Source organism: Moorena producens PAL-8-15-08-1, from assembly GCF_001767235.1.
Taxonomy (GTDB): Bacteria; Cyanobacteriota; Cyanobacteriia; order Cyanobacteriales; family Coleofasciculaceae; genus Moorena; species Moorena producens_A.
The window spans coordinates 6,281,867-6,307,542 of record NZ_CP017599.1; the positions used below are offsets into that span (position 1 = coordinate 6,281,867).

The 25,676-nt window shown below is 44.0% G+C and carries 27 protein-coding genes; 9 read left to right on the plus strand and 18 right to left on the minus strand.

The annotated features are described in order from the left end of the window. Positions 1–99: 99 nt before the first annotated feature. Entirely contained in the window at positions 100–921 is an 822-nt protein-coding gene (locus BJP34_RS22970) for an acyl-CoA desaturase (RefSeq protein ID WP_070394339.1), read from the minus strand. 76 nt (positions 922–997) lie between these two features. On the opposite strand from BJP34_RS22970, the gene BJP34_RS22975 reads away from it, so the two are divergent. Beyond that, complete coding sequence (locus tag BJP34_RS22975) at positions 998–2,233, plus strand: aminotransferase class I/II-fold pyridoxal phosphate-dependent enzyme (RefSeq protein WP_070394340.1); 1,236 nt, start codon at positions 998–1,000, stop codon at positions 2,231–2,233. Between the two features lie 77 nt (positions 2,234–2,310). Here the strand turns inward: BJP34_RS22975 and BJP34_RS22980 are convergent, their stop codons facing one another. Both BJP34_RS22980 and BJP34_RS22985 read right to left on the minus strand, forming a co-directional pair. Then, positions 2,311–3,603 (minus strand): tetratricopeptide repeat protein, encoded by a 1,293-nt coding sequence (locus BJP34_RS22980; protein ID WP_229423976.1) that lies wholly within the window; start codon positions 3,601–3,603, stop codon positions 2,311–2,313. Between the two features lie 228 nt (positions 3,604–3,831). Further along, a complete protein-coding gene (locus BJP34_RS22985) occupies positions 3,832–5,511 on the minus strand; it encodes a S8 family serine peptidase (protein WP_202972012.1) in 1,680 nt (559 codons plus the stop codon). A 151-nt stretch (positions 5,512–5,662) separates the two neighbouring features. On the opposite strand from BJP34_RS22985, the gene BJP34_RS37440 reads away from it, so the two are divergent. From BJP34_RS37440 to BJP34_RS22995, 3 genes are all read left to right on the plus strand, one after another. Then, positions 5,663–5,818, plus strand: a complete 156-nt coding sequence (locus tag BJP34_RS37440; RefSeq protein WP_158517396.1) for a hypothetical protein — start codon at positions 5,663–5,665, stop codon at positions 5,816–5,818. A 3-nt stretch (positions 5,819–5,821) separates the two neighbouring features. After that, a complete protein-coding gene (locus BJP34_RS22990; protein WP_229423977.1) occupies positions 5,822–6,454 on the plus strand; it encodes a DUF4340 domain-containing protein in 633 nt (210 codons plus the stop codon). Between the two features lie 387 nt (positions 6,455–6,841). Next, positions 6,842–7,639 (plus strand): SPFH domain-containing protein, encoded by a 798-nt coding sequence (locus BJP34_RS22995; RefSeq protein WP_070394341.1) that lies wholly within the window; start codon positions 6,842–6,844, stop codon positions 7,637–7,639. A 291-nt stretch (positions 7,640–7,930) separates the two neighbouring features. On the opposite strand, the gene folP is transcribed toward BJP34_RS22995, so the two are convergent. From folP to BJP34_RS45725, 4 genes are all read right to left on the minus strand, one after another. Further along, positions 7,931–8,776, minus strand: coding sequence for a dihydropteroate synthase (folP, locus tag BJP34_RS23000; protein WP_070394342.1), 846 nt, complete (start codon positions 8,774–8,776; stop codon positions 7,931–7,933). 142 nt (positions 8,777–8,918) lie between these two features. Then, positions 8,919–9,644 carry a triose-phosphate isomerase gene (gene tpiA, locus BJP34_RS23005; protein WP_070394343.1) on the minus strand — a complete coding sequence of 242 codons (726 nt, stop codon included), beginning with the start codon at positions 9,642–9,644 and terminating at the stop codon, positions 8,919–8,921. Between the two features lie 259 nt (positions 9,645–9,903). Further along, positions 9,904–12,054, minus strand: a complete 2,151-nt coding sequence (locus BJP34_RS23010; protein ID WP_070394344.1) for a polyribonucleotide nucleotidyltransferase — start codon at positions 12,052–12,054, stop codon at positions 9,904–9,906. Between the two features lie 27 nt (positions 12,055–12,081). Continuing rightward, positions 12,082–12,270: a hypothetical protein gene (locus BJP34_RS45725; protein ID WP_168166482.1), complete on the minus strand. Its 189-nt coding sequence runs from the start codon at positions 12,268–12,270 to the stop codon at positions 12,082–12,084. Between the two features lie 551 nt (positions 12,271–12,821). On the opposite strand from BJP34_RS45725, the gene BJP34_RS46090 reads away from it, so the two are divergent. Beyond that, the gene (locus BJP34_RS46090) at positions 12,822–12,986 is read left to right on the plus strand and encodes a hypothetical protein (protein WP_193431276.1); all 165 of its coding nucleotides are present in this window, start codon (positions 12,822–12,824) and stop codon (positions 12,984–12,986) included. A gap of 94 nt (positions 12,987–13,080) precedes the next feature. Further along, positions 13,081–16,350: a DEAD/DEAH box helicase gene (locus BJP34_RS23015; protein WP_070394345.1), complete on the plus strand. Its 3,270-nt coding sequence runs from the start codon at positions 13,081–13,083 to the stop codon at positions 16,348–16,350. A gap of 717 nt (positions 16,351–17,067) precedes the next feature. On the opposite strand, the gene BJP34_RS23020 is transcribed toward BJP34_RS23015, so the two are convergent. From BJP34_RS23020 to BJP34_RS23030, 3 genes are all read right to left on the minus strand, one after another. Then, on the minus strand, positions 17,068–17,388 hold the full coding sequence (locus tag BJP34_RS23020) for a HigA family addiction module antitoxin (RefSeq protein ID WP_070394346.1): 321 nt from the start codon (positions 17,386–17,388) through the stop codon (positions 17,068–17,070). 49 nt (positions 17,389–17,437) lie between these two features. After that, the gene (locus tag BJP34_RS23025; RefSeq protein ID WP_083305311.1) at positions 17,438–19,165 is read right to left on the minus strand and encodes a tetratricopeptide repeat protein; all 1,728 of its coding nucleotides are present in this window, start codon (positions 19,163–19,165) and stop codon (positions 17,438–17,440) included. A 103-nt stretch (positions 19,166–19,268) separates the two neighbouring features. Beyond that, positions 19,269–20,723 carry an ATP-binding protein gene (locus BJP34_RS23030; RefSeq protein ID WP_229423979.1) on the minus strand — a complete coding sequence of 485 codons (1,455 nt, stop codon included), beginning with the start codon at positions 20,721–20,723 and terminating at the stop codon, positions 19,269–19,271. A 321-nt stretch (positions 20,724–21,044) separates the two neighbouring features. Here BJP34_RS23030 and BJP34_RS23035 point away from each other — a divergent pair, with 321 nt between their 5' ends. Together BJP34_RS23035 and BJP34_RS23040 are read left to right on the plus strand one after the other, a co-directional pair. Next, positions 21,045–21,242, plus strand: coding sequence for a hypothetical protein (locus tag BJP34_RS23035; protein WP_070394349.1), 198 nt, complete (start codon positions 21,045–21,047; stop codon positions 21,240–21,242). 389 nt (positions 21,243–21,631) lie between these two features. Then, the gene (locus BJP34_RS23040; protein ID WP_229423980.1) at positions 21,632–22,126 is read left to right on the plus strand and encodes a DUF29 domain-containing protein; all 495 of its coding nucleotides are present in this window, start codon (positions 21,632–21,634) and stop codon (positions 22,124–22,126) included. Positions 22,127–22,267: 141 nt separating this feature from the next. On the opposite strand, the gene BJP34_RS23045 is transcribed toward BJP34_RS23040, so the two are convergent. Continuing rightward, positions 22,268–22,693, minus strand: a complete 426-nt coding sequence (locus BJP34_RS23045) for a type II toxin-antitoxin system VapC family toxin (protein ID WP_070394351.1) — start codon at positions 22,691–22,693, stop codon at positions 22,268–22,270. Further along, positions 22,690–22,917: a hypothetical protein gene (locus BJP34_RS46635; protein WP_070394352.1), complete on the minus strand. Its 228-nt coding sequence runs from the start codon at positions 22,915–22,917 to the stop codon at positions 22,690–22,692. The genes BJP34_RS23045 and BJP34_RS46635 overlap by 4 nt, the downstream gene beginning before the upstream one ends. Before the next feature lie 56 nt (positions 22,918–22,973). Here BJP34_RS46635 and BJP34_RS44110 point away from each other — a divergent pair, with 56 nt between their 5' ends. Next, the gene (locus tag BJP34_RS44110; protein WP_158517397.1) at positions 22,974–23,150 is read left to right on the plus strand and encodes a hypothetical protein; all 177 of its coding nucleotides are present in this window, start codon (positions 22,974–22,976) and stop codon (positions 23,148–23,150) included. Positions 23,151–23,277: 127 nt separating this feature from the next. Here BJP34_RS44110 and BJP34_RS23055 read toward each other — a convergent pair whose 3' ends face one another. From BJP34_RS23055 to BJP34_RS46655, 6 genes are all read right to left on the minus strand, one after another. Continuing rightward, positions 23,278–23,499 carry a hypothetical protein gene (locus BJP34_RS23055; protein ID WP_070394353.1) on the minus strand — a complete coding sequence of 74 codons (222 nt, stop codon included), beginning with the start codon at positions 23,497–23,499 and terminating at the stop codon, positions 23,278–23,280. Positions 23,500–23,792: 293 nt separating this feature from the next. Then, positions 23,793–24,047 (minus strand): hypothetical protein, encoded by a 255-nt coding sequence (locus BJP34_RS46640; protein WP_202972013.1) that lies wholly within the window; start codon positions 24,045–24,047, stop codon positions 23,793–23,795. A 112-nt stretch (positions 24,048–24,159) separates the two neighbouring features. Then, positions 24,160–24,294, minus strand: a complete 135-nt coding sequence (locus BJP34_RS49270) for a hypothetical protein (RefSeq protein WP_267876342.1) — start codon at positions 24,292–24,294, stop codon at positions 24,160–24,162. Continuing rightward, positions 24,269–24,616, minus strand: a complete 348-nt coding sequence (locus tag BJP34_RS46645; RefSeq protein ID WP_202972014.1) for a hypothetical protein — start codon at positions 24,614–24,616, stop codon at positions 24,269–24,271. The genes BJP34_RS49270 and BJP34_RS46645 overlap by 26 nt, the downstream gene beginning before the upstream one ends. A 274-nt stretch (positions 24,617–24,890) precedes the next feature. After that, positions 24,891–25,187 (minus strand): hypothetical protein, encoded by a 297-nt coding sequence (locus BJP34_RS46650; protein ID WP_229423981.1) that lies wholly within the window; start codon positions 25,185–25,187, stop codon positions 24,891–24,893. Next, on the minus strand, positions 25,159–25,458 hold the full coding sequence (locus BJP34_RS46655; RefSeq protein WP_202972016.1) for a transposase: 300 nt from the start codon (positions 25,456–25,458) through the stop codon (positions 25,159–25,161). Before BJP34_RS46655 ends, BJP34_RS46650 begins: the two co-directional genes overlap by 29 nt. Positions 25,459–25,676 lie beyond the last annotated feature (218 nt).

Genomic DNA, 25,676 nt, shown 5'->3' on the forward strand with positions numbered 1-25,676 from the left:
TACTCTGCTGCTCAGGAGGTTTTACCACTAAGCCGCCCTCAGAACTGAATCCGCTCGGCAATCACCAGGGTAGTACTCAAGGTACTACCCTAGGGGAACTTACGTCTGTTCAGGACTAATCAGTTTCACGTTTTTGGCTAAACCCAGCTGTTGTAGGAACTGAATCGTCATCCAAGTCAGGTCAATTTCCCACCATTTAATGCCATGCCTTGCAGAATACTGATAAGCATGGTGATTGTTGTGCCAGCCTTCACCATAGGTGAGTAGGGCTACCCACCAACAGTTTTTTGAGCTATCTTTAGACTCATAGGTGCGATAACCAAATTTGTGAGTAGCACTGTTGACAAACCAGGTACAGTGAAACACAAGCACTAGGCGCACAAAAATCCCCCACACCACAAATGGCCAGCCACCGAGGGCATACAGCAACAGTCCTAGAACCACTTGAATAAGCACAAAATACTTGTCCAAAAACTGATAAACCCGATCTTCAGAAATATCTTTCGTGAATTTAGGAATGTCCTGATCAGCAGGAATTTTATGCAACATCCAAGCCATGTGACTCCACCAAAACCCTTGATGGGAGTCATGAGGATCCGGTTGGGTGTCAGAGTGCAAATGATGGATGCGATGTAGTCCTACCCAATCGATCACTCCTCCTTGACAGGAAATGGTACCACATAAAACTAGGAAGTATTCTAACCACTTGGGTGTCTGAAAACTGCGGTGGGTCACTAAGCGATGCCATCCCAGAGTTACCCCCAAGCCCCCTGTCACCCAGTGGAAAAAGATCATTAAGCCCACTGCTGTCCAGTTAAAGTTGCTCGGAAGTAAGGCAAACAGCGCTGCTAGGTGAATAAAGGCCATATAGGTAATAACGACCCAATCTAAACGAAGATTATCTGAAGTAGCAATTGTCATGCAGTAAGTCTAATAGGATACAAATTGTAATAACCCGCTCTCTTTGATCTAAAATTTCGAGGCGCGAATTTTGGGAATGAACAGCTCTCAAAGGCTGCAAGCAGCAGAAAAAGCACTATTTCCGATCTTTTATGGTATTGACACCGCCGTCAAGCAAAATCTCAAAAAGGTACTGAATTCTTTTCGAGCACATCGTGTAGGAGTGCATCACTTTGCTAGTGTTTCAGGCTATGGTCATGATGATTTAGGACGGAAAACTCTCGACATGGTATTTGCTGATGTCATGGAAGCTGAATCGGCGGCTGTTCGCGTACAATTTGTATCCGGAACCCATGCGATCGCATCTTGCCTGTTTGGGGTATTGCGTCCTGGTGATGAAATGCTAGGGATTGCCGGTGCCCCTTACGATACCTTGGAAGAGGTGATTGGTTTACGGGGTGATGGTCAAGGTTCCCTACTAGAATTTGGGATTCGTTACCGCCAGTTGTCCCTAACTAGTGACGGAAGTTTGGATTGGTCAGCCTTGGCAACAGCGGTGGGAGAGAACACCCGTCTGGTTTTCATTCAGCGTTCCTGTGGGTATTCTTGGCGAAAGAGTCTTTCAATATCAGAAATAGAAAAAATTGTCAAGCTTGTCAAACAACAAAATCCTGATACTATCTGTTTTGTCGATAACTGTTACGGGGAATTTGTAGAAGAACAAGAACCGACAGCAGTAGGAGCAGATTTAATGGCGGGTTCCTTGATTAAAAATCCTGGGGGAACGATTGCTACTGCTGGAGGCTATGTGGCTGGAAAAGCTGACTTAGTTGAAGCGGCGACCTGTCGTCTGACTGCTCCAGGGATTGGTAGTTCAGGTGGGGCAACTTTCGATCAGAATCGATTGCTGTTTCAAGGATTATTCCTAGCTCCCCAAATGGTTGGTGAAGCCCTCAAAGGGAGTCATTTAATCGCTCATACTCTTTCAGAACTGGGTTATCCGGTCAATCCCCCACCGATGGTACCCCGTCGGGATGTGATTCAAGCCGTTGAGTTGGGTTCACCAGAGAAATTAATTGCTTTCTGTCGAGCGATACAACAGCATTCTCCCGTAGGTTCCTACCTCGACCCTGTCCCAGCCGCAATGCCGGGTTATGAGAGTCAGTTAGTGATGGCTGGGGGGACTTTTATTGATGGCAGTACCTCAGAATTTTCTGCCGATGGTCCGCTTAAGGAGCCTTATATTGTGTTTTGTCAGGGAGGAACCCATTGGACTCATATTGCGATCGCATTAGAAGCTGCCATTGAAGCCATCGGAACACCTGATAGCTGATAGCTGTTGGCGTAGCCTGCACGTAGCGCATATGCTTTCTTGTCGCTAGTGTTATCAATATTTCATTTATTATAGCGCTATCGTTCTAAATCCTTGATCACCTTCTCCCAATACCACTTTTCTGGCATCCCTGGGTATTTCCCCTTAGCCAAGTCAAGTAGGCGTGTTGCGATATCGGATTGTCCTCCTACCAGTCTCAGTAGTCTTTGTTGCAACTCCCTACTAGGTTTGGTATTTGATGGTGCTTGTGATTCTTGATTGCTCGACCCCTCGGTCAGTTGTAATGGCTGTAGCTGTTTGAGTTTATCGAGCAGTTTCCGATAATTAGTCCAGTCTTGTTGATCGAAATACAGATTTGCCGCTTGTTGATAATCTTCAAATGCTCCCCGTAGATCCTCAAACTTTTCACGAGCGGTTGCCCGATAACGATATGATTGAGCATCATTGGGTTTAAGAGTAATAACTCGGGAATAATCTTCGATGGCTTGCCGATAGTCTCCCATCTGGATATAGGCATTACCCCGATGAATCAAGACATCCCGATTTTCCGGATTGCTTTGTAGTAACTTGCTCAAGTCATCAATAGCTCCCCGGTAATCTCCCAGTTCAATGCGGAGTAATCCTCGATGGTAACGGACCTGAGCATCTTGGGGATTTAGTTCCATAGCTTGACCAAGGTCTTGAATTGCTCTGCTGTAATTACGAAGTTTGCAGTGAACAATACCTCGATAGCAATAGGCTTGAGCATTTTTGGGGTCAACCTCAAGCAGCCAGTTGAAATCCTCCAAGGCTTCTCGGTACTTACCTGTGTTAACTTTATTTATTGCTTGATTGCAAAAATCGTTAGTCTGGGCTCGACCCAACGCTAATAGTTGCTGTTGTTGAATTTGATTGATACTCTCAAGACAACGACGACAATTTAATTTATCTTTTTGGTCTAGGTAGAGCTGAGCTGCTTGTTTAAATGATGCGATCGCAGCCTGATTATCTCCTAACTTACGGTAGGCACTACCTTGAAGCTTACAAGCAGCAGGCTGGTTAGGATTAATTTTAAGTATTTGATTGGCATCTTCTATTGCTCCAGTGGCATCTCCGAGTGCCAATCGAGCCAAACCCCGCCCGAAATAAACTTCAATACTTTCAGAATTGATTTGTAAAGCCTGAGTATAATCGGCGATCGCACCTTGTTGATCCCCTAAGTCAAAGCGAGCCATAGCTCGTTTATAGTAGGCTTCGGCGAAGTTCGGATTAATCTCTAAGGCTTTATCAAATTCCTCAATTGCTTCGTTCAAGTCTCCTTGACGAATTTTATCTATTCCTCGGTAGTAAAACTCTGCTTCCATTGCTTCTAACTCTGAATCAACTACCATTCTTACTTTAGTTACTTTATAGCAAGGGAAGTATAGTTTAGGACATAGTCTTTTGGTTGAAAGGGAGCAGGGAGCAGGGAGCAGGGAGCAGAAGATGTCTTAAGCTTTACTTCGACTGCTATATTATTGTTTTTTTTGTGATTTTGATGAGTAAAATTTGTAAAAATTCATGAGTTTCCCGGATGTGAGGAAAGTTTAGAACTTTCCCTATCTTCCCCATCTTGCTTCTCATTGGGCATCTGGAACTGTCCACCAAGCTAAAGCATAAGCTTGAGACGGCTGATTAACCTGTTGTTGATACTGAACCCGAATTTTATAGCGACCCGGAGCAGGGACTTGGCAGAAAATATGTTCCACAGCATCCGCTTCACTGATAGAAGCACAGACACTTTTGGTAGTGTCCTCTTCTCCGACTGGCATTAAATAGAGGTCAAGATTATTCAAACCGCGATCGCTAAAACGCTCCCCAACATCATAAGCATCATTATTATTCTGATCCTCTAACTCTACCAAACGGTCCCAAGCCAGAGTTAAGGAGATAAAACTTCCTTCTGCTAGGGGTTTTGTTAAGACATAGTCCCGATAAGATGATTTCTCTACAGTACGGTAATCCCAACCTACTGGTGGCACTCCAATGCCACTGGGGCTCCATTGACCGAGTTTAAATTGCTGGTAAGCTCGAAACCCATTGAGATGTCCTGTCCCCATCTGCATATCCAGAGGAATTTTGGGGTCTTGGTAAGCATCAGACTCTAACCAGTGGTGATTATCCTTTGCCCGAATCGTGCGGCTCATGCCTAGTAGCATGCCATCACCGAGATCTTGGATTTTGTCAGCAGAATTAAGCAACACTGCCTTCATTACTTCATGGCGTCGGGAATCTGTACTCCAATTCATCCACAAGCGATGCAGCCCGGTATTGGAGGTTTCCGCTCTGAGGGACTGCATCAAGAATAGTTTTTGTTGTCTTGAGCGCAGCTTGCGCAAAGCGGAATCACCAAATTCCTGTAGCAATGCTACAACACCAGTGATATGGGGAGCAGCAAAACTGGTACCACTGACCTTAGTCACTTTACCTTTGAGGTCATACAACGATATCTTGTTGCCAGGAGCTACCAAATTAATCGAGCGGCGGGCACCAACATTAATTTCTTGCCGAATCAGACGACGACCAATACCAACTGGTAAAGCACTCAAGTTAGCAAAGTCTACTTTATTAAAAACTCCCTGACGCTTGGCTGTGTATGCTGCATTGATACCATTAAAATTATCTGTCGGGATCGGAATGCCCCCTTTCCCTTGGTTGCCAGCAATCACATACAAGACATCATGCACCCTAGCTGACCAATCGATACATAGAGTTAACAGCGCATTGCCATCCAGCACCGCTTCCTCCCTGCGGTCCCGCTGTAGGGATTCACCAAAACTAAAATTAATTGCCCGCACATCTGAGCCATTTTGCTGAGCAATATGCTGAGCCGCCAGGCACTCTTCTGGTTGTCCACTCCTAGACAGGGAGCCAACTGCTGAAGCGTAGAGTTTTGCATCAGGTGCTACTCCCCGCAACCCTTTGTCTCGACTAACCATCACAGCGGCTACCATAGCCGCATGTTCATCAACATGGGTATTAGGTTGTGCTGGGGTGTTGCGATAAAAAACTCCTGCAGGAGTTACTGTCCGATTCTTGACAGCGGCTTTATCCTTACCAAATAATCCAGGTCTACCAATTTCTACTTGCCCAATGGCAATTTTGCGACCGGTTAAATTATAGGGAGGTTGGTGTAACCGATAGACATTAATACCAGCTTCTGAGATTGATGTATCTAATCCCAAGGCTGGGGCGATTACCCCTGAGATGCTTAAACCACCCAATAGCCATACCAGTGTTTTTTGGATCGGAGTTTTCATAATTGTTTACACAGAGCGCGTTGATTGATGTCCCACTACTTAGCAATTTCCCAGACACTTCGCTAGATCTAGCTATAGCGTTTCTCATATTTGTGAGGTAAACAGGATTTTCTCCCTGTTCCCTCTTTTCCCCTCCTGGGAGGGGTTAGGGGTGGGTTCCTGTTCCCTGTTCCCTACTCCCTACTCCCTACTCCCTGTTCCCTACTCCCTACTCCCTACTCCCTACTCCCTACTCCCTACTCCCTACTGCCGCACACCCCCAAGGGGGGCATACCTCACCCAATTGAGAATCGCTATAAAGTATTAAGCTGTGTTTAGCTCCATGCAGTTTAATGCCATGAAACTACAACGGACAACTCTGATTTTAGTCATTTCTGCCATCCTCTTGGGGGGAGGTGTATATATTTATGAAATTCAGGGTTCTGAAAAGCGAGAAGCTGCTAAAATCCCTAAAAAACCTATATTTAATTTCACTCAAGACGAGATTCAATCGTTTACTGTTAATAGTGATGACAAGACCTTAGTATTTGAGCGAGCCAGTGAGCCAGAATCGGGTTGGCGGATGAAAAAGCCGAAAGAGGGGATAGCTAGTGATGCGGTTGTTTCCTTTTTGTTGAACTTGCTGGCTCAGGGTAAAAGCGATCGCATTCTTACGGTTAGCCCTGACCAACTTCCAGAGTATGGATTAGACAAGCCCTCAGCAACTATAACAGTGAAACTGAAAAATCAGGACACTCCGAAGCTGATCTTAGGCAACTTGGACTTTACTCGCAGTTTCCTATATGCTCAAGTTTTACCACTGGATTCCAAATCTGAGCAGTTGGATGTACTGTTAGTGCCAGTGGACTTTCAGTATGCGGTCTCACGCCCCCTCTCAGAATGGCTGGTTAATCAGGAAAAGGCTGAAGAAGAGAAGCCATCTGGTGGGGAAAAAACTGACTAGTACCAAATCGTAAGCAATCAGCAATCAGCATTCAGCATTCAGCTATCAGTTATCAGCTATCAGCCTTTGGCCTTGGCTCACGGCTGAATGGTTACACCAAATCGACTTTGATAACCTACTTTTTTAGTTCTTGCGGATCTTCCCTTTGTTGTCTTATCAGTTTCTAACTATAGGTGAGGGTAATGGTGAGGGTAATACCCCTCATCCACAGAAGTTAGGTTCTCCGTAGTTTTGATAACAGCTTTGACAGTCAACGCAGGGGTCGCTAGAGTGAAAGTTATCTATTATACACACATTTTGTGCTGTTCTATTGATAAAGTTATTTCTAGCAGACGCTAGCCGCAACATCAGTTAATTGATTAATCTCCTAATAGGAGCTCAAACACTATGGATATTCTTCTTAGCATACTCGCCCCAGTTGTTTTAGTAGCTTTTGGATACAGCGTCGGTACGACAAAGGTTGTCCAAGAGGGAAATGAAGCTCTAGTAGAACGCTTTGGTAAGTATCGTAAAAAACTAGACCCTGGTCTTAACTTCAATGTAGTTCCGTTTATAGACAAGATTGCTGTAGAAGAGAGTACCCGTGAACAGATTTTAGACATTGAACCTCAGCAAGCAATCACGAAAGATAATGTTCAGGTAGAAGTCGATGCCATCGTGTATTGGCAAATTTTAGATATGTACAAAGCGTTTTATGCTGTAGACAATGTTCATGAGGCGATTGAAAATTTAGTCATGACCACCCTGCGTTCTACCATTGGTCAGTTGGAACTAGATGAGACTTATGCCTCTCGAGACAGAATCAATCAGAATTTACTGCAACAACTAGATGATGCTTCTGCTGATTGGGGAGTCAAGGTGATGCGGGTTGAGGTGCAAGAGATTAAACCACCCCAGACTATTATCGATGCCCTAGAGAAGGAGCGAGCTGCTAAGAGTGAGAAACAAGCCAAAATTTTACAGGCTGAAGGTACAGTGGAGTCAATCCAAATGATCTCCAAAGCTCTTCAAGAGCAAGCTAATACTCAGAAAGTCCTACAGTTTCTGATCGCTCAACGCTATGTAGAAGCCAATGAAAAATTAGGTGAAAGCAGCAATTCTAAAGTCGTCTTTATGGATCCAAAAGCACTGAGCGAAGCCATGACTGATTTGCTTCAAACTGAATCTGTGGGCGAAAGTAATTAGGGCAATAATAATGTAAGCATTCAGTCGTCAGCTGTCAGCCGTCAGCAGACGAAACAGAGATTAAACCAATGCTTACCTCTTGTCTTGATACAGTCGCTCATGGGGGAAACCCCCTGTTCCGAAGCTGCATCGCTTATTCAAAAGCACCGATCTAGTAGCGTGGGCGTAGCACATTAGCACCGATCTAGTAGCGTGTGCTTAGTACATTAGCTGAATGCTGTTCGCGTAGCGTGGGCGTAGCGCTTTAGCTGAATGCTGATAACTGATAGCTGATTGCTGATAACTGAATACTTACACACGCCAAATCGCATCAGCAACACGGCAGACATCATGGAGCTGGCGAACATCGTGTAACCGCAGGATGTCTGCTGAACCGGCAATGGCACTGCAACAAGCCGCAGCAGTTCCCCAAATTCGACCCTTGGGGTCTGGTTGATTGATGATTCGTCCAATAAAGCTTTTCCGAGATACTCCGACTAACATCGGTACACCAAGGGCATCAAACCTAGGCAGTTGCCGCAGAATCTCTACACTTTGCTCAGCGGTTTTGGCAAAACCAATGCCTGGGTCAATAATAATATGCGATCGCTTAATTCCTGCTGCGATTGCGGCATTGACCTGCTGCTCCAGAAAGCTATAGATTTCCCCAATTAAGTCTTGATAGTCAGTTAGTTTTTGCATGGAAACGGGGGTGCCTCGAATATGCATTAAGACAATGGGTACCCCCAACTGGGCTACGACTGGCAACATGTCTGGGTCAAATGTGCCACCGGAAATATCATTGACTATATCTGCACCAGCTTCTACGGCAGCCTTAGCCACAGATACTCTAGTGGTATCGACAGAAATGGGTATCTTCACCACTGAACGGATTGCCTTTACCACAGGCACAACTCGTTTCAGTTCTTCGGGTAGGGAAATTTGCTCGGCACCAGGTCGAGTCGATTGACCACCAATATCGATAATATCAGCACCAGCATCTACTAGAGCGTGAGCTTGCTTTAAGGCAGCTTCTGGGGTATAATATTCCCCACCATCACTAAAACTATCGGGGGTAACGTTCAAGATACCCATGATATAGGTTCGTTTGCCCCAGTGGAAAGAATAGTTCTGGATGGTTAATTTTCCTTTATCCATGGCTTATGGCTCATGGCTAATTGCAAATTGAAAATTGCCCATTGCAATTAACAAATTAACAAATTAACATAATAATAATAAGCTAACTAACAATTAACAATTAACAATTAACAATTAACAATTAGCCAATGACTAATCAGAACTACTGATAATTGACAATCCTGGCAAAGCTGGCAGGTTCCAAGCTTCCTCCGCCCACCAGTACTCCATCAATTTCTGATTGAGCCATAATTTCATCAATATTATTGGGTTTGACGGAGCCACCATATTGAATTGGGACATTAGCTTCCTTGAGTAAGGAGCGAATCAATCCAATGATTCGATTCGCTTCTGATGTATCACAAGTGTCTCCAGTACCAATTGCCCAGATTGGTTCGTAAGCAATCACTAAATTTTGCTGGTCAACGTTGACTAGGTCTTTTTCCAACTGCTTGGTAATAATGTCTTCTGTTTGACCAGCATCCCGTTGTGCTTTCGTTTCCCCAACACACAGAATCGGAATCAAACCATGACGCTGAGCAGCGTGAAGGCGTTTATTAACGGTTTCATCCGTTTCACCGAAGTATTGACGCCGTTCACTATGACCAACAATGACATAGCGCACACCAATTTCCTTGAGCATTGCACCAGCAATTTCACCCGTGTAGGCTCCAGCATTTTCCCAGTGGATATTCTGAGCCCCGATCTGTACAGGAGTATTTTGTACATGCTCAGACATCACACCCAAGTCGGTGAAGGGAGCACACAGAACAACCTCCCGTTCTATGGGAGTTTGCTCCAGCTCAGGCAAAAATCCCTTTAAAAACTCAGCGGTTTCCGCTTGAGTTTTGTTCATTTTCCAATTACCAGCTATAACAATTTTGCGCACAGCTTAACTAAATCATCTCTAAACCATAATGCATTCTTTAGTTTAAAGCTTTTACTTACGCCAATATCAGAAATGTTAGACTTTTGCTGTTCACTGAGCTGATCAGACGATACTCCTAGGGTAAGTTCAGGGAAGCATCATCAGAGTAAGGTCAATTTATTCCCCCAACTCCCCAGACGCTTCTTACATCTGTTGTCTACAGTCTTGAGAAGCTTCCCTGCTCCTGACGCTTCACCATGATCTAGCTAGCCTAGCTAGGTTATAACGCTGCTGCTTCCCTTGCTGCGGCAGCTTCGTCGGGATGAATGTTCAAACGGGTTAAATTAAGACGACCCTTGTTGTCAATTTCCCGTATTTTGACAACTACCTCATCTCCTACCGCTAACTCATCTTCCACTTTACCAACTCGGTAGTCAGCCAGTTGGGAAATGTGAATCATACCTTCTTTGCCAGGAAGTATTTCCACAAAGGCACCAATGGGAATAATCCGGGTGACACGACCAACATAGACATCCCCTTCATTCAGCTTGCGGGTTAAGCCTTGGATGATACTGATAGCTTTGGTGGCTCTGTCCCCATCCATAGCAGATACGGTAACTGTACCGTCATCTTCAATATCGATTTTTGCCCCAGTTTGCTCGGTAATTCCTTTAATTGTCTTACCCCCTGGACCAATCACGGTACCGATGAACTCTGGATCAATCTTCATCGTTAATAGGCGAGGAGCAAAGGGTGACATGTCTGTGGAGGGTGTGTCAATCACCGCCAGCATCTTTTCTAGGATATGCAGTCTGGCCGGTTTGGCTTGCTCAATGGCCTGGGCTATGGTGTCCATAGACAAACCAGTGATTTTCATGTCCATTTGCAAAGCCGTGATGCCAGTATCGGTACCGGCGACTTTGAAGTCCATGTCACCCAAAAAGTCTTCAATACCTTGAATATCGGTGAGAATGCGGACTTCCTCTCCTTCTTTGATCAAACCCATGGCTGCACCACTAACCGGTTTGATAATGGGTACACCTGAATCCATCAAGGCCAGTGTTGAACCACAAACTGATCCCATGGAGGTGGAACCATTGGAGGATAGCACTTCCGATACCACTCGGATCACATAGGGAAACTCGTGTTGAGGGGGCAATACTGGGACTAATGCTCGTTCGGCTAAAGCTCCGTGACCAATTTCACGCCGTCCGGGCGATCGCAATGGCTTGACTTCCCCTACAGAAAAGGGTGGGAAATTGTAGTGGTGCAGATAGCGCTTCTCATCTTCTGGGTTAAGGTCATCTAGAGTTTGGGCATCTCCAGGTGTTCCCAAGGTAACCGTGGATAGGACTTGGGTTAGTCCTCGGTTGAACAAAGCGCTACCATGAACTCGCTGAGGTAATAGACTGGTTTGACAAGAGACTGGACGCACTTGGTCTAGCTTGCGACCATCTACGCGCACTCCGTCTTCCACAATCTGAGTACGCATCAGTTTTTTGGTGAGGCTTTTGAACAGCTTATCGACTAATGCGCTATTTTCAGTAACCGCTACACGGATTGGGTCATCCTCTTTGAGTTCGGCAATTTCTGCTTTGACAGCAGTGTCCTTAACTTCATCTAAGGCAACATCCCGACCCTTTTTGTCCAGGTCAAATTGCGAGAGGATAGCTTTAATTTTGTCAGTGGCGCGATCGCGGATAAATTCTTCTAGATTCGAGTCTACGGCTGGGGGTTCGGCAATCACTATTTCAATTCCCAACTCCTCAAGCAGGTCTTGCTGGGCTTTGATCAAGTCTTGTACCGCTTCGTAGCCGAAATCGATGGCCTCGATTATATCTTGTTCCGGTAATTGATTGGCACCGGCTTCTACCATAATTACCCCTTGTGGGGAACCAGCCACGACTAAGTCCAAGTCGCCGTTTTCGATTTCTTTGTAGGTGGGATTAATCATAAAATCATCCCCGAGTAACCCTACCCGTACAGCTGCCATTGGTCCATAGAAGGGAATGCTGCCCTGCAAGACAGCAATCGATGCACCAGTAACTGCCAAAACATCTGGCGGTACTTGTTCATCCATAGACAGGGTAGTTGCTACAATCTGTATATCATCTCGTAGCCAACTGGGAAATAACGGACGCAAGGGACGGTCAATGAGACGGCTAGTTAGGATAACTTTTTCTGGAGGACGGCCTTCCCGCCTGAGGAAACCACCTGGAATCCGACCTGCTGCGTAGAGTCTTTCTTCGTAGTCAACTACCAAGGGCAGAAAATCGACCCCTTCTCGACCAGGGGCACGAGTTGCTGTCACTAAAACTGCTGTATCCCCCGACTGTATCATTACTGAACCACCAGATTGAGGGGCAAGTAGACCTACTTTGAGTCTAATATCCCGTCCATCAAAGGATATTGACTTGTCTATCTCTACCATTTCGGTACTTTTTCCTTCTTTGTTTGATCACTGTTCTCGTTCTGTCGCAATCGTAGCATTTATCACTCGGGGGGGTGGTAAGTAGGGAGTAGGGAGTAGGGAGTAGGGAGTGGGGAGTAGGGAGTAGGGAGTAGGGAACAGGGAACAGGGAACAGGGAACAGGGAACAGGGAACAGGGAACAGGGAGCAGGGAACAGGGAAAAAATTTCTATGCACCTGATTAGACTAGTAAACGCTATACTTTTTTATGGTGTTAGGCTAATGGGTCAACTGCTTTAGGCCTACGGTTGCTTTCTTTTTGAAAGTGGCCAGTTTTCTTGTGGAATCACCTCAAGTTTTTTTTTAGACTTTCAATCTTAGAGGTTGTCTGAGAAGTCTCATTTGCTACATTCAAGCCCCCTAAATCCCCCAATTTTGCGGTGCGACCCAAGGGCGATTTACTCGCCCATTGGAAAGCGCACCGGAAGGGACTTTTAGCAACAAATTGATTCTTGTTCCCCCCAGAATTGGGGGGCTAGGGGGGCAAAATTCAGTATCAAAAAACTTTTCAGATATCCTCTTACTGAAGACTATCACTAATCCCCATAGAGGTTACTTCATATTTTACAGGTTTTTTTAAAAAAATAAATCAATTCAAGTATTCTATATGCAGTTTCTTTATAGTCAAATAAATTTTATTAAATCGGTAAAATAGCTGGAAATAATATCGCCTAATCAGCTAAAAAAAAGTTTGCTTACTTCAAGTAATATAGTAATCTAAATGAATTATGAGAATTTGTGTTTCCATATCCGCTGTTCCCTGCTCCCTGCTCCCTGCTCCCTATTCCCTGTTCCCTGTTCCCTGTTCCCTGTTCCCTGTTCCCTGTTCCCTGTTCCCTGTTCCCTGTTCCCTGTTCCCTGTTCCCTGCTCCCTTTGTTTTAAAATCTATTAATCAGATACGATAGCTGTTAATCCTAAGGGATAAATTCAGCAAATTTGATCGACAAAACCTGGACTAGATAACAGAAAAAGACACAAAAATTATTATGGCAACGTTACATGGCAGTTGGATATCTGGGGAAACTAATGGTCATCTATTTATTTGGGGAGAAACCTGGCGCACGAAGGCGCAGATATTAACTACTGCCAATGAGATGTCATGTCACCCGTTTGCCATGACTGAGGAAGAATTGACGTCTTTTTTAGAGTCTCATCGTCTGTCCATCGGTCAATTTTTAGAGGTGTCTGAAAAGTCCCGTTCAGGTAGTCGTAAGCGTGCAGCTCAACAGCATCACCATCCCTGGCAGTCTCAAATTGTTCTGTTACCTACTGAACCATCATCCAAAGGTGAGCCAGGTTATCCAGTGCTGTCTAGCAAAGTGTTTTTAGATAGTGCAGACGATAGTCCAGACGATAGTCCAGAGGGTGGCCAGTGGGAATTGCAACCATGGCAAGTGCAAGGGGTAAGTCTGGAACCGATGGCAGCGGTAAGATTTCTCCAAGCTTTACCCCTTGGCTCTTTTGAAGTCTCAGACGGCTACCTGGGAGGGGAGTTGCGTTTTTGGTCTCAGGTAATGCGCTGGAGCTTGGATCTGCTGAATCGGGGTAAGTTTTTACCAGGAGTGTACCGATTGCCTGATGGTAAGGTAAGGGCTTGCTGGCAACCTCTGGTTGATAGTACTACGGATCAAGTCCGTCTAGAAACGTATATCAAGCTCATGCCCTCGGCTTGCTGTGCTTATTCACAAGAGGTTAGTTCTCCACAGTTGACCCTTCAACCTGCAACCGATTTGGTTAAGGCTCAGGAATTGCTACTGGGATTCTTGAGTAGTGTGGTTAATACACAGGTGCGGAATTTTGTCAAGGGTGAGTCGGTGCCAGTAGTAGATTCACCGATGGTGGAATGGTTGCGATCGCTTTCTTCTAATTCAGATAATTCAGAAACCCTAGCCCTAGAGTCAACAACCCTAGGTCGATTAGCCGCAGCCCTCTCGACTTGGAACACTCCGGTGCAACAGAATTTAGTGACACCGACGTCTAAGAGGTTGAGGCAAAATCTGTTTCGCACTTGTTTTATCCTGAAACCTCCTACCTCTGACCAAGAAAATTGGGGCTTGGCCTATGGCTTACAAGCGGTTGATGACCCAGACCTGGTGGTGGATGCTGAGACAATCTGGAATTACTCCGGAGAGCGATTGGAGATTAACCAGCGAACTATTGAACAACCTCAGGAAACGTTCCTGAAAGGGTTAGGATTAGCGACTCGACTCTATCCTCCCATCGAACCTAGCTTACACCAACCCCGTCCTGAGTTTTGTGAGCTAACCATAGTAGATGTGTATGAGTTCATTAGGGCTAGTGCATGGCGGTTGCAAAACAATGGCTTGGGTATTGTGCTACCCCCAGGATTGAAACCAGGCACGGGAGCCAAACGCTTGGGGATTAGTCTTGTGGCGGAAGTGCCACCACAAAAGAAGAATCAACGGTTAGGACTCCAAAGCTTACTGAAGTTTAAGTGGCAACTGGCGATTGGAGATAAAACCATCTCGAAGCGGGAGTTTAATCGCTTGATGGCACTGAAATCACCGCTAGTGGAGGTGGATGGGGAATGGATGGCGTTACAACCGTCCGATGTCCGTGCAGCTCAAGAGATGTTTAAGGGTTCGACAGATAACATGACTCTGTCGGTAGAGGATGCTTTGCGGATCACTACTGGTGATAATAATACCTTGGCAAAACTACCAGTAGTGAAGTTTGAAGCATCGGGAGCGTTGCAAGAGTTAATTACTAATTTACAGGGGAATCAATCCCTGGAGCCGATTCCTCAACCAGCTAGTTTTCAGGGGCAATTGCGACCCTATCAAGCTAGAGGGATGGGCTGGCTGGCCTTTCTGGAACGTTGGGGTTTGGGTGCTTGTCTAGCGGATGATATGGGCCTTGGTAAGACGGCACAACTGATTGCGTTTCTGTTGCATCTTCAGGAAGAAGGTACCCTTAATGGACCCTGCTTGGTGGTATGTCCGACCTCTGTGCTAGGAAACTGGGAACGGGAAGTAAGGAAATTTGCGCCATCCCTGAAAACTATTGTCCATCACGGGGATAAACGCTCGAAAGGGAAAGCGTTTGCTAAGGCAGTTAAGACTAAGCAGGTGATCATTACTAGTTATTCCTTAGTACATCGGGATGCGACTACCCTGGATGGGGTGGAATGGCAGGGGGTGGTGCTGGATGAAGCTCAGAATATTAAGAATCCTAGCGCTAAGCAATCCCAAGCGGTGAAGCAACTTTCCACTAGCTTTCGGATTGCCTTAACCGGTACTCCTGTGGAAAATCGGTTGTCGGAATTGTGGTCAATTATCGATTTTCTCAATCCTGGGTATTTAGGCGATCGCCAATTCTTCCAACGTCGATTTGCGGTACCGATTGAGAAGTTTGGCGACCGGGATTCCTTGCAGACCATGCGATCGCTAGTGCAACCCTTTATCCTCCGTCGCCTCAAAACCGATAAGTCTATTATTCAAGATTTGCCCGAAAAGCAGGAAATGAATGTTTTTTGTGGTCTTTCGGCAGCCCAAGCCACGGTTTATCAACAGTTGGTGGATGATTCTTTAGCACAAATTGAAGAGGCTGAGGGCATTAAGCGCAAGGGCATGATTTTGACCTTGTTGTTGAGACTCAAGCAATTATGTAATCATCCCGCACTGTTGGAGAGTAAAGGGAAAAAGACGAAAGGGAAAACGGGAGATAATTCGTTAATGTCTAGCCAGCAGTCGGGTAAGTTACGACGGTTGGAAGAAATGTTAGACGAGGCGATTTCTGAGGGAGACCGTGGCTTAATTTTTACCCAATTTTCGGAATGGGGAAAATTGCTGAAACCCTATTTAGAGCACAAATTTGGCAAGGAAGTTTTATTCCTCTATGGCGCAACTCGTAAGAAACAACGGGAGGAAATGATTGATCGCTTCCAGAATGACCCCGATGGTCCATCGATATTTATTCTTTCTCTGAAAGCCGGTGGCACGGGATTGAATTTAACCAGAGCTAATCATGTGTTTCATGTAGACCGCTGGTGGAATCCAGCAGTGGAAAATCAAGCTACTGACCGGGTGTTTCGGATTGGTCAAAAACGCAATGTTCAAGTCCATAAGTTTATCTGTACTGGCACTGTAGAAGAAAAGATTAATGACATTATTGAAAGTAAGAAACAGTTAGCGGAACAAACTGTTGATGCTGGAGAAGATTGGTTGACTGAAATGAATACGGAACAATTGCGCGATTTGGTTTTGCTTGACCGGAGTGCGGTTATTGATGATTAATTTTAGGGAACAGGGAATCGGGAATCGGGAATCGGGAATCGGGAATCGGGAGTGCGTAGGGTGCGTTAGGGGCGGACTTGACCTAATTTTTACGGTAGCCAGGGTTGAGATAGTCCGCCCCGTAACGCACCACCGGGTTAAACAGTGCGTAGGGTGCGTTAGGGGCGGACTTGACCTAATTTTTACGGTAGCCAGGGTTGAGATAGTCCGCCCCGTAACGCACCACCGAGTTAAACAGCATGCATTGAGATGTACCCGCAGAAAGGGAGCATTTCAGCTTTGTTAATTCCTGATTCTGATCCCCCTAAATCCCCCTTAATAAGGGGGACTTTTTAAGACTTATACTGATACTTTCACCAGTACAACAAAAATCAATAACGGTAGTGGTAACAATATCCTTAATAAGTTGCGTAGGGTGGGCAAAATTATATGATATAGAATTGTTACAAGAATCAAACGGTTTTTGCCCACCTGACAAGCTATTTAGTATAAAGGAACCATTTCCGCTTTGTTAATTCCTGATTCTGATCCCCCTAAATCCCCCTTAATAAGGGGGACTTTTGAAGAACTATACTGATACTTTCACCAGTACAACAAAAATCAATAACGGTAGTGCTAAGAATCACTAACAATCAATTTAAGTACTTAAATAATCCAATATTATCACTGTTCCCTGTTCCCTGTTCCCTGTTCCCTGGGCGCAGCCCTATAATTTGCTTACCCTTCATGGTCATTTGCCGCAATAGAAGCGAGGGGTTTGATCGTTTTCAAAATCTGATCACCCAGGGTTGCTTCGGCTAGTTCAAGCTCATAATGTTGTTGGAGGTTCAACCAAAAGTGGGGAGTAGTACCGAAGTATCTGGCTAGCCTCAGGGCTGTATCGGTAGTAATGGTTTTTTTGCCGTTTACGATGGCATTGATCTGTGTTACCGGTACATGGATATCCTCAGCCAGTTGATTCTGGCTGATGCCGAATGGTTTGATAAATTCTTCTAGAAGAATTTCACCGGGAGTAATAGGGGGAAATTTGGTAGTCATTAGTGTTTAGTAATTAGTGATAATCCACACTCTGAATACTTACAAAGAATCAACGAGTTTTTGCAAACCCTAAAAGTTTCTTCAGTTTTGATACTATTGTTGAGATTATATATGTAAGTTTTAATATAAATTTCCTGTTTCCCCTGGGCAAACTTTCGATAAAATCCTGAAATGTTAGGACTGTAAAAGCTTCTTCGATATAAGCAATCGCCAGTTTAAAATTCTGGATTTTGTGACCTTTGATTCGTTTAAAGTAAGCATTACCGAGATGAATTTGTGTCCTTGCCCAATCTTGGGTAAAAGCCTCAAAGGTTCTGACGGTAAGAGCCTTTTGGTAACAAGCGATCGCATCTTCTATATTATGTGCTTTCTCACCTTTGATGCGCTTACGATAAACATTTCCGAGATTATATTGCGTCCTTGCCCAATCTTTGGGAAAAGCCTCAAAGGTTCTGACTCTAAGAGCCTGTTGGTAACAAGTGATTGCTTGTTCAATATTCTGTGCTTTCTCACCTTTGATGCGGTAATAGTAAGCAATACCGAGATGATTTTGCGTCATTGCCCAATCTTCAGGAAATGCCTCAAAGGTATAAACGGTAAAAGCCTGTTGGAAACAAGCGATCGCTTTTTCTATATTCTGTGCTTTCTCACCTTTGATTCGGAGATAGTAAGCAATACCGAGATGATTTTGTGTCATTGCCCAATCTTCAGGAAAAGCCTCAAAGGTTCTGACTCTAAGAGCCTGTTGGTAAAAAGCAATCGCTTTTTCTAAATTATCAGCCTTGTCCCCAACAATACGATAACTATAAACAGCACCAATATAATTGAGAGTTTTCGCCCATTCTTCTGATAGAGTTTCCCGGGGACGTAATTGTAAAACAGTTTCTAATCCAGTAATGGCTATTTCTATAGCATTTGCCCTTCTTCCTGGAAATTCTGAAATATCAAGACAAAGACTTTCTACTATTCCGGCAATTGCTTCTTTTTCTTCAGGATTTAGTTCAGCACAAGTATTAAGGAGCCACTGTTCTAAAATTTTTGCAAAAGAGCTATCTAATTTATCCGCATTAGATTCAACAACATCATGAATAGCTTGTAAATCGCCATCATTTTCATACTCTAGTAAGAGTAGCTTTTTCAACAAGTCATAATACTCGTCACTACTATGAACTATATCTTGAGATACGTCCTGCGGTTTTTGCTGCTCAATATCAGCTTGAAAGGGAGTATAATATTGAAGCAAATCAATATCTCTATCTACAGGAAATTCGATTACTCCAGAACGCCAATCAAAAAAATCAGGAGCACGACGAACTAAATACCTTAAAGTATATTTTCTGACGGTAAACACTAAGCAGCAATTAAAATCATCTCTAAATCGTTCCCGTTGCCAATTGAGATGACCTAATAAGCTGGCTAAAGCCTCTCTTTGATACGCTTTTTTAGGGTTTTCAAGGGTACGTTTAATATAATCGTCTAAGGCTAAAGACTTTTCAAGGCCACTAATAAATAAAATATCGATGGGATTTTCTTTAACCTTTTCCTCAATCAAATCATATAAATTATAACTAGAATAGTCTAGCTTTAAAACATCAACGGTTTTCTCATTAATATCTTGTTTAATTTCTTCAATAATTATTTTTTCTTGTACAGGAGTACACCGCACAAATAAAATTCCAAAGCCTTCACGCCAAGATAAATCGCGTTTTAACCTCAGATAAGATTCTTCTTCATCTGATTTAAATTTTGTTGAATTGGATGTCAGCATTGTACTCATTGATTAGTTGTTTGATCCGGTGGGTGGAATGGGCATCTTGCCCGTTACAATCGGACGGACTTTCCTAATACTGGCTACTGATCACATCAGGGGAAGCCCGTCCCTAACGCACCCTACGCAACTCATCAAGAGCAGATTTAAATTCAGATGTCCCTTCAATTAAAGGGTGAACATCATACCAACTTACAGGATTATCTTCTGCATCAAACTCTCGATATTCCAATACACAACGACGGAATAGCAAACTACGATATTCTTCATCATTATGGATAGTCTTGGAAAGAGAAACTTCAGCTAATTTTTGCCATTCTTCAGAACTAACCGCATTACGATAGGTGCTATCTCTAGCATCACTAACTGCCCGCCTCACTATTTTTGTAGTAATCGGGAAATCATCAATATAACGCATTACTGACTGCATTAATAGCATCAACTCTCGGACATGACCACCAGTCATAGCACAAAGCTCAATGCGACTGTCTTGACTATCAAAGATTTGTGTATCAATATCAAGAGTAGAGTCAACTAAGTGAATCCTTTTTTCAATAACTTCTTTTAATTTATCTAATCCTTGTGAATAGGGTTTGTTGTCACGGTTTTTTACCATAATCATTGGTAACACTTGAGGAGTACCATAAATATTTCTTAATTCAGTCGCTTGACTGGAATAGGCTAAGGAAATTGGCACTGTATAAACTACGTGACAATTCAAAGCTGTTAATTGACTGCTATAATCAAGAAATATTTCCTCGTGACTTGTTCTGTCATTCCCTTTTTCCAGGGGTATTATTCTATCTAAGTTATCTGCTATCACAACTATGTTGGATTTTTCCTCAGGTAATTTATGTTGAGCATCTTCAATAAATTCATTTAACGCTGTAATCAACGATACACTATAATTATCAACCTGTTTTCTAATGGTTTCACGGCTACTAGGATTTCGTCGTAAGGTTGTAGTCAATTTACTAAAAATCTGAATTTGAGCTTCAACCGTTAATTTTTCAAATTCTACCTCCGATAACGCCAAATCCTTTAATTCAGTCCACCGATACTCTAGCCAATTTAATAACGGATTAGGAGCAGCATAATCTTTAAGTTTCTCTAAAATATTACGAGTACAAGCTAAAAGGATATCTGTATATTGAGCATCGATTTCATCAATATCTCCTTCCGTTGCTGGAAAATAAACCACAAAGCAGCCATTCTTCTGTAAATAATCTTCCAGACGCAATAACTCCGTTGACTTCCCTACACCCCGATGTCCAGTATAAAGTTGACAAGTCGCTTGGTCTGAAAAGAGGATAGTTTTACCAATTTCTCTGAAAATATTGTCATCGCCCCTGACTTCACTACAGTTTACATAAGCTGGATCGTTGGCTGGTAAGGGATAAAATGGTTGAAATTTATTGTAGATTTTTTTGATTAAGCTCATGGGGGTTGATGTGTATAAAGGATTTTTTTTAGGGAGCAGGAAGCAGGAAGCAGGGAGTAGGGAGTAGGGAGTAGGGAGTAGGGAGTAGGGAGTAGGGAGTAGGGAGACTTTTGGAACTTTATACAACTTAATACAGTCAGGCGTATTGTTGTCTAGGCACTTATTATACTACTGTAAGCTGCCCTGGATTTGCAAATCTTCTTAGGCAAGAGGCAATAGGCAACAGGCAACAGGCATGTTTATAAACCAGATACAAATGCTATTTTTTTATAAAAATAATCTGTAAAAAAGCGATGCTTTTAAATATCAATTACGCGAACGCTAAAGTTATGCGTTAGCATTTTTTTACTCCCCCTAAAACTCCCAAAAAAAAACTTTTAAAAACCCTTGACACTTAAAATTATAATCATTACAATAAGCAATGTAAAAAAATTGAATCTTTGACCTATGTCAGAATTTACTCCAAACTCCAACAAACAACCGGTTAAGCACATCTTAAAGGGTTCTCGTAAAGCAGTACTCAACACTATGTACGCCCTTTATGGTCTGCGCTATGCGGAGATTTCCGAGTGGAGTCCTCTGCAGCCCACTGAGGTTCCAGGGGAATTCATTACTATAATGACCAAGTATTTGTTGTTGCCATAACACCTTGTCTTGATGCAGTCGCTCATGGGGGAAACCCCCAAGACCGCGCTGCATCGCTAAATTTCTGGGGGGGTTTCCCCCCCTTGGCCAATCCCATCGGACACGTCCGGATTGGTTCGGAAATTCACTGACATAGGTCATTTAAATAGCCGTGGATAGTATTTCTGCGGCTATTTTTTTTGTTTTGGGATATATAGAGAATTTAGAATTTAGAATTTAGAATCGGGAATCGGGAATCGGGAATCGGGAATCGGGAATCGGGAATCGGGAATGCAATACTTGTGGTTCAGTAATTTTGTATCACAACATCATCATCTCAAAGGGATGATAAAATTAATAAAGGGTTTTTCATAGCTATCAGCTAACCAGGATTTTTTACCTCTTACCTCTTGCCTCTTACCTCTTGCCTCTTGCCTCTTGCCTCTTGCCTTATGAAATCTAAAATACCTGACTTAAAAGAACTTTATGAAACCGAGTACGATCAGTGGTTAACTGAAACAGTTATGCTCCTGAAAAATCGTCAATTGGAAGGGTTAGATTATGAAAACTTAATCGAGGAATTAGAAGCATTGGGACGCAGTGAAAGAAATGCTGTTAAAAGTTTACTGTTGCAGATAATCATTCATCTAATGCTGTACCAATATTGGGAATCCGAGATGGAGATAAATCGGAATCACTGGGCAGGGGATATTATTACCTTTCGGGTGCAACTAGAGGATAAAATTACCACTAATCTCCGCAATTACTTAGGGGATGAATTGCCCAAAATTTATCAAAATGCTTTATTGATTGTCCAGAAAAAAACTCAGCTTACTGCTCTACCTGAACAATGTCCTTATTCGTTTGAGCAGTTACTGGATAAGCATTGGTTTCCTAATCAATAGGGTGCATCTCATAGTTGTAAAAAAAAGGGAATCGGGAATCGGGAATCGGGAATCGGGAATCGGGAGTTTGGAGTCGGGAGTAGTGTGGAAATTTTATTATTTAGCCTTATTAAAAATACGGCGTTTTTTCTCAGACATTGATTAGCCTTCTAAGGTCCAATCTTCCACTTTTAAACCGGGAACGTTATTAAAATCTCTTTGATTACGGGTTACTACGGTTCCTTTAACCGCAAGAGCAATTGCTGCAATTCTTAAATCTCTGGTTCCAATCCGGATTTTTTGGCGGACTAAATCGTTATAAATTAGGGAAGCTTCGGGAGTGAAATCAAGCACATTTATGGTTGCCATATCATCCAATAACTCCTTTAAGCGTCGGTAGGCTAAAACAAGTTGATTAGGAGATTTTGCACGTCTAATAATACTGAGCCTTCCTCTAATTTGCTCTTCAGCTGAAATAATGGTAATCGCTATTTCCTGGGATTTTCTTGTAGTAATTTGTTTACGGATACCCAGATGTCCTCGCTGCAAAAGCGACAAATGATCAGTATCGAGAATCCACAAACTCACTTAGCTTCCTCTTGATCATTCAATTCTTGTCGCTCAGCTTCAATGTAAGCTAACATTTCATCAAATTGTGGATCATCTTGATATTTTCCCGCTAATTTGAGCCAAGGATTTTCTTGAACGTCTAATTCCTTCTGGAGTACTTTAAATACAGCTTTCTTTCCCTCTAAAGGTAATTGCTGTACTAACATAATTACTTGCTCAACTGTTAGATCTAAGGTGGGCATACCGATCACTTTGTGAAAGTTTGTACTTTTTTTAGTATATAGTGGTTTCTAGCTTAATGAGGTATACAGGATTTGTTCCCGACTTCCGACTCCCAGATCCGCTGTTCCCTTTGCTAGAGTTTTGTAAGTCAATCAGGGCGTCTTCTTCATCAAATATGTATCGAGTTCTGAATACTGAGAAAATAGGCGTTGCTGAATTAAGGAATGAATGCGCAATCATCTGGTTTTGTTAAAGCCCCCTAAATCCCCCAACTTTGGGGGACTTTGAACGTCTTATTCCCCCCAGAATTGGGGGGTTAGGGGGGCAAAACCATACCCAGAATCAGCAACGCCAGAAAATAAGCTATCTATCAAGGATGATTACTTCAGACATTCCCAATCCTCTTCCTCAAGGACGGAAGTGACCAAATCCTCCAACGTTCTACCTTTACCGGCAATAGCAGCTGAGGGAGTCCGGCGCAATACGTTTGGTTCACTATCCGAAAGAATCGTCACAATTACACGAGCTTTGGAAACTGTTGGTGCATCTGTTAACCATTGAATTTGACCATTTTCGATAATGGCTTCATAGCTTTGAAGCATTGCTCTCTCCTGGTTTAAAAGCTAATGTTGGATTATAATATAACGCATTTCTATATGTCCAAAACTAGCACAAATATATAGGAATTTTTGGCCGGGCTGTATCGGTTTATCATAATACCAAAAACTACTCGGATGGGTGGTGCGTTACGGGACGGGCTGTCCCAGGGGCGAAGGGGCGGAAAATCAGGGCTCGCCCGTGGGTGGTGCGTTACGGGACGGGCTGTCTCAGGTGCGAAGGGGCGGAAAATCAGGGCTCCCCCGTCCCGATGCTGGTGGCGAAATATTGTGTAACATTAGCCTGGGACAGTATTTAGAGCTGCAAAGCTAGAAATGCGAGTACCAGCGAGAGGAATCCCTTGAACCCAAGCAAACAGACGCTTGAGATTGATAGCCGTTGCAGTCATGACATGTTGCAAATGGGTTTTGGCCAGTCCAAGGGTAGCGGCTGTGTCGAATACCAAAGCCAGTAACAGCTTGAGAAATCGTTCCTTCAATGCCTGCCCGGAGGCCGTAGTATTTCCACCATTGTGGTGAGGCTTGCTGCTCACGGGCTTGTAGTAAAGCAAGTTGGCTGAGCTATAGGTTGTAAGGTCAAAGTCCGGGGAGCCTTGGGGGAGCTAGTACACAACTCTCGTACGGGACAATCAAGGGCATATGGATTTAGCAAACTCGATGGGTTTTAATGGGCGTATCTCGACGATGATCAAGACGTTCTCGCCAAGTGCGGCTTTGATGTCCCTCAGGACAAGTGACCTGGTGATTCTGCCAGTCAATCACATGCGCGAGAACAGTCATAGGCATCTTCACGAGTCGCTTGCCAACTGGTGTCTGGCCTAACAGGTCCAATTAGCTCAATGCCATAATCGTTTTGGCTGGTGACGAGCAGCTGCGCATCTACATAGCCTGCATCCACAAAATGTTGGCTCGGTAACAAAGATTTTTGTGCTAAAGCCTGATGAATAATAGCAGTTTGTTCTACATCTTGGACTTGAGCTGGAGTGGTTTCGACATGAGTAATCAAGTGAACTTGATCCGTTTGACAGGTTTCACGCTTCTTGTACCTTATATCCAGTCCAAGACTTTGAGCGCTTCGTCCCAACCCGAGCATCACTTTCATAGGGGGAACTCAAACGCTCTCCGGGGGATGGCATGTCTTTGAGTGGGCGGAGTTTGATATGTCCGTGGGTCTTCATAATACTGATAGACCCAATATTGACGCAGTTGTTCAACCTTGGGTAAACGGCGTAGGTGCTTTGGGGTTCCCTCAAGCCACAGACACAAAGCGCAATTTCATCCCGTCACGGCCAATTTGCTCCCCTAAGGCAGTGCTTATGAGCTGCTTTTTGGGGAGACGATAATCGTCTATGACTTTACCATAACGCTCAAACCACTCAGGGTCTACCCAACGCAAGCAACCAGTCTGGTTTGGTCAGGGCAATTTCATTGAGTGTCGCTCTGAGCATTTCCCCGACCGCTTCAAGACGGTTCAATTCTCGCAGGGTTGCGAGCACTTGGGTTGAGTCACTGCGTTGTTTAACTCTATCCTTAATCCATCCCCCTGCTTTGAGTTGGCTGAGTAACTGATTTAATAGTCTGTCTCCTGCTCCTCCCTCTACCAAACGATTGCGAAATTCACGCTTGCCTGTATGGTCAAAGCCACTATCTTCGTTCCTCCAAACCCAAGGCATATTTCCAGTCAATCCGACCTCTGACTGCATCTGCCGCCTGACGGTCTGGTAAGTTTTCCAGAAATTGCATCACGCTGACCAGGGCTAATTGTCCTGCACTAATCCCTGGCTTTCCCTGGCTGCTATACAAGTCCGCAAAGTATTGATCGTGATAAATCTCTCCGAGTTCATCCCTGAGCCAGATATAGAGGTTCCCTTGGGGAAATGCTGCTAGGGCTACCCGACGAGTTTGCTCTGGAACACTGGCACCGATGGGCTTGACATCAAGCATTGCTCTTTCTCCTCTTAGTTCCCAACTCTAACCATATCGTCAATGCTTTTACTCATTTTTTTGTTAAGCAATATTTCGCCACCAGCATCCGTCCCTAACGCACCCTACTGGCTGTCTATGGGGCGAAGGGGCGGAAAATCAGGGCTCCCCCGTGGGTGGTGCGTTACGGGACGGGCTGTCTCAGGTGCGAAGGGGTGGAAAATCAGGGCTCGCCCGTC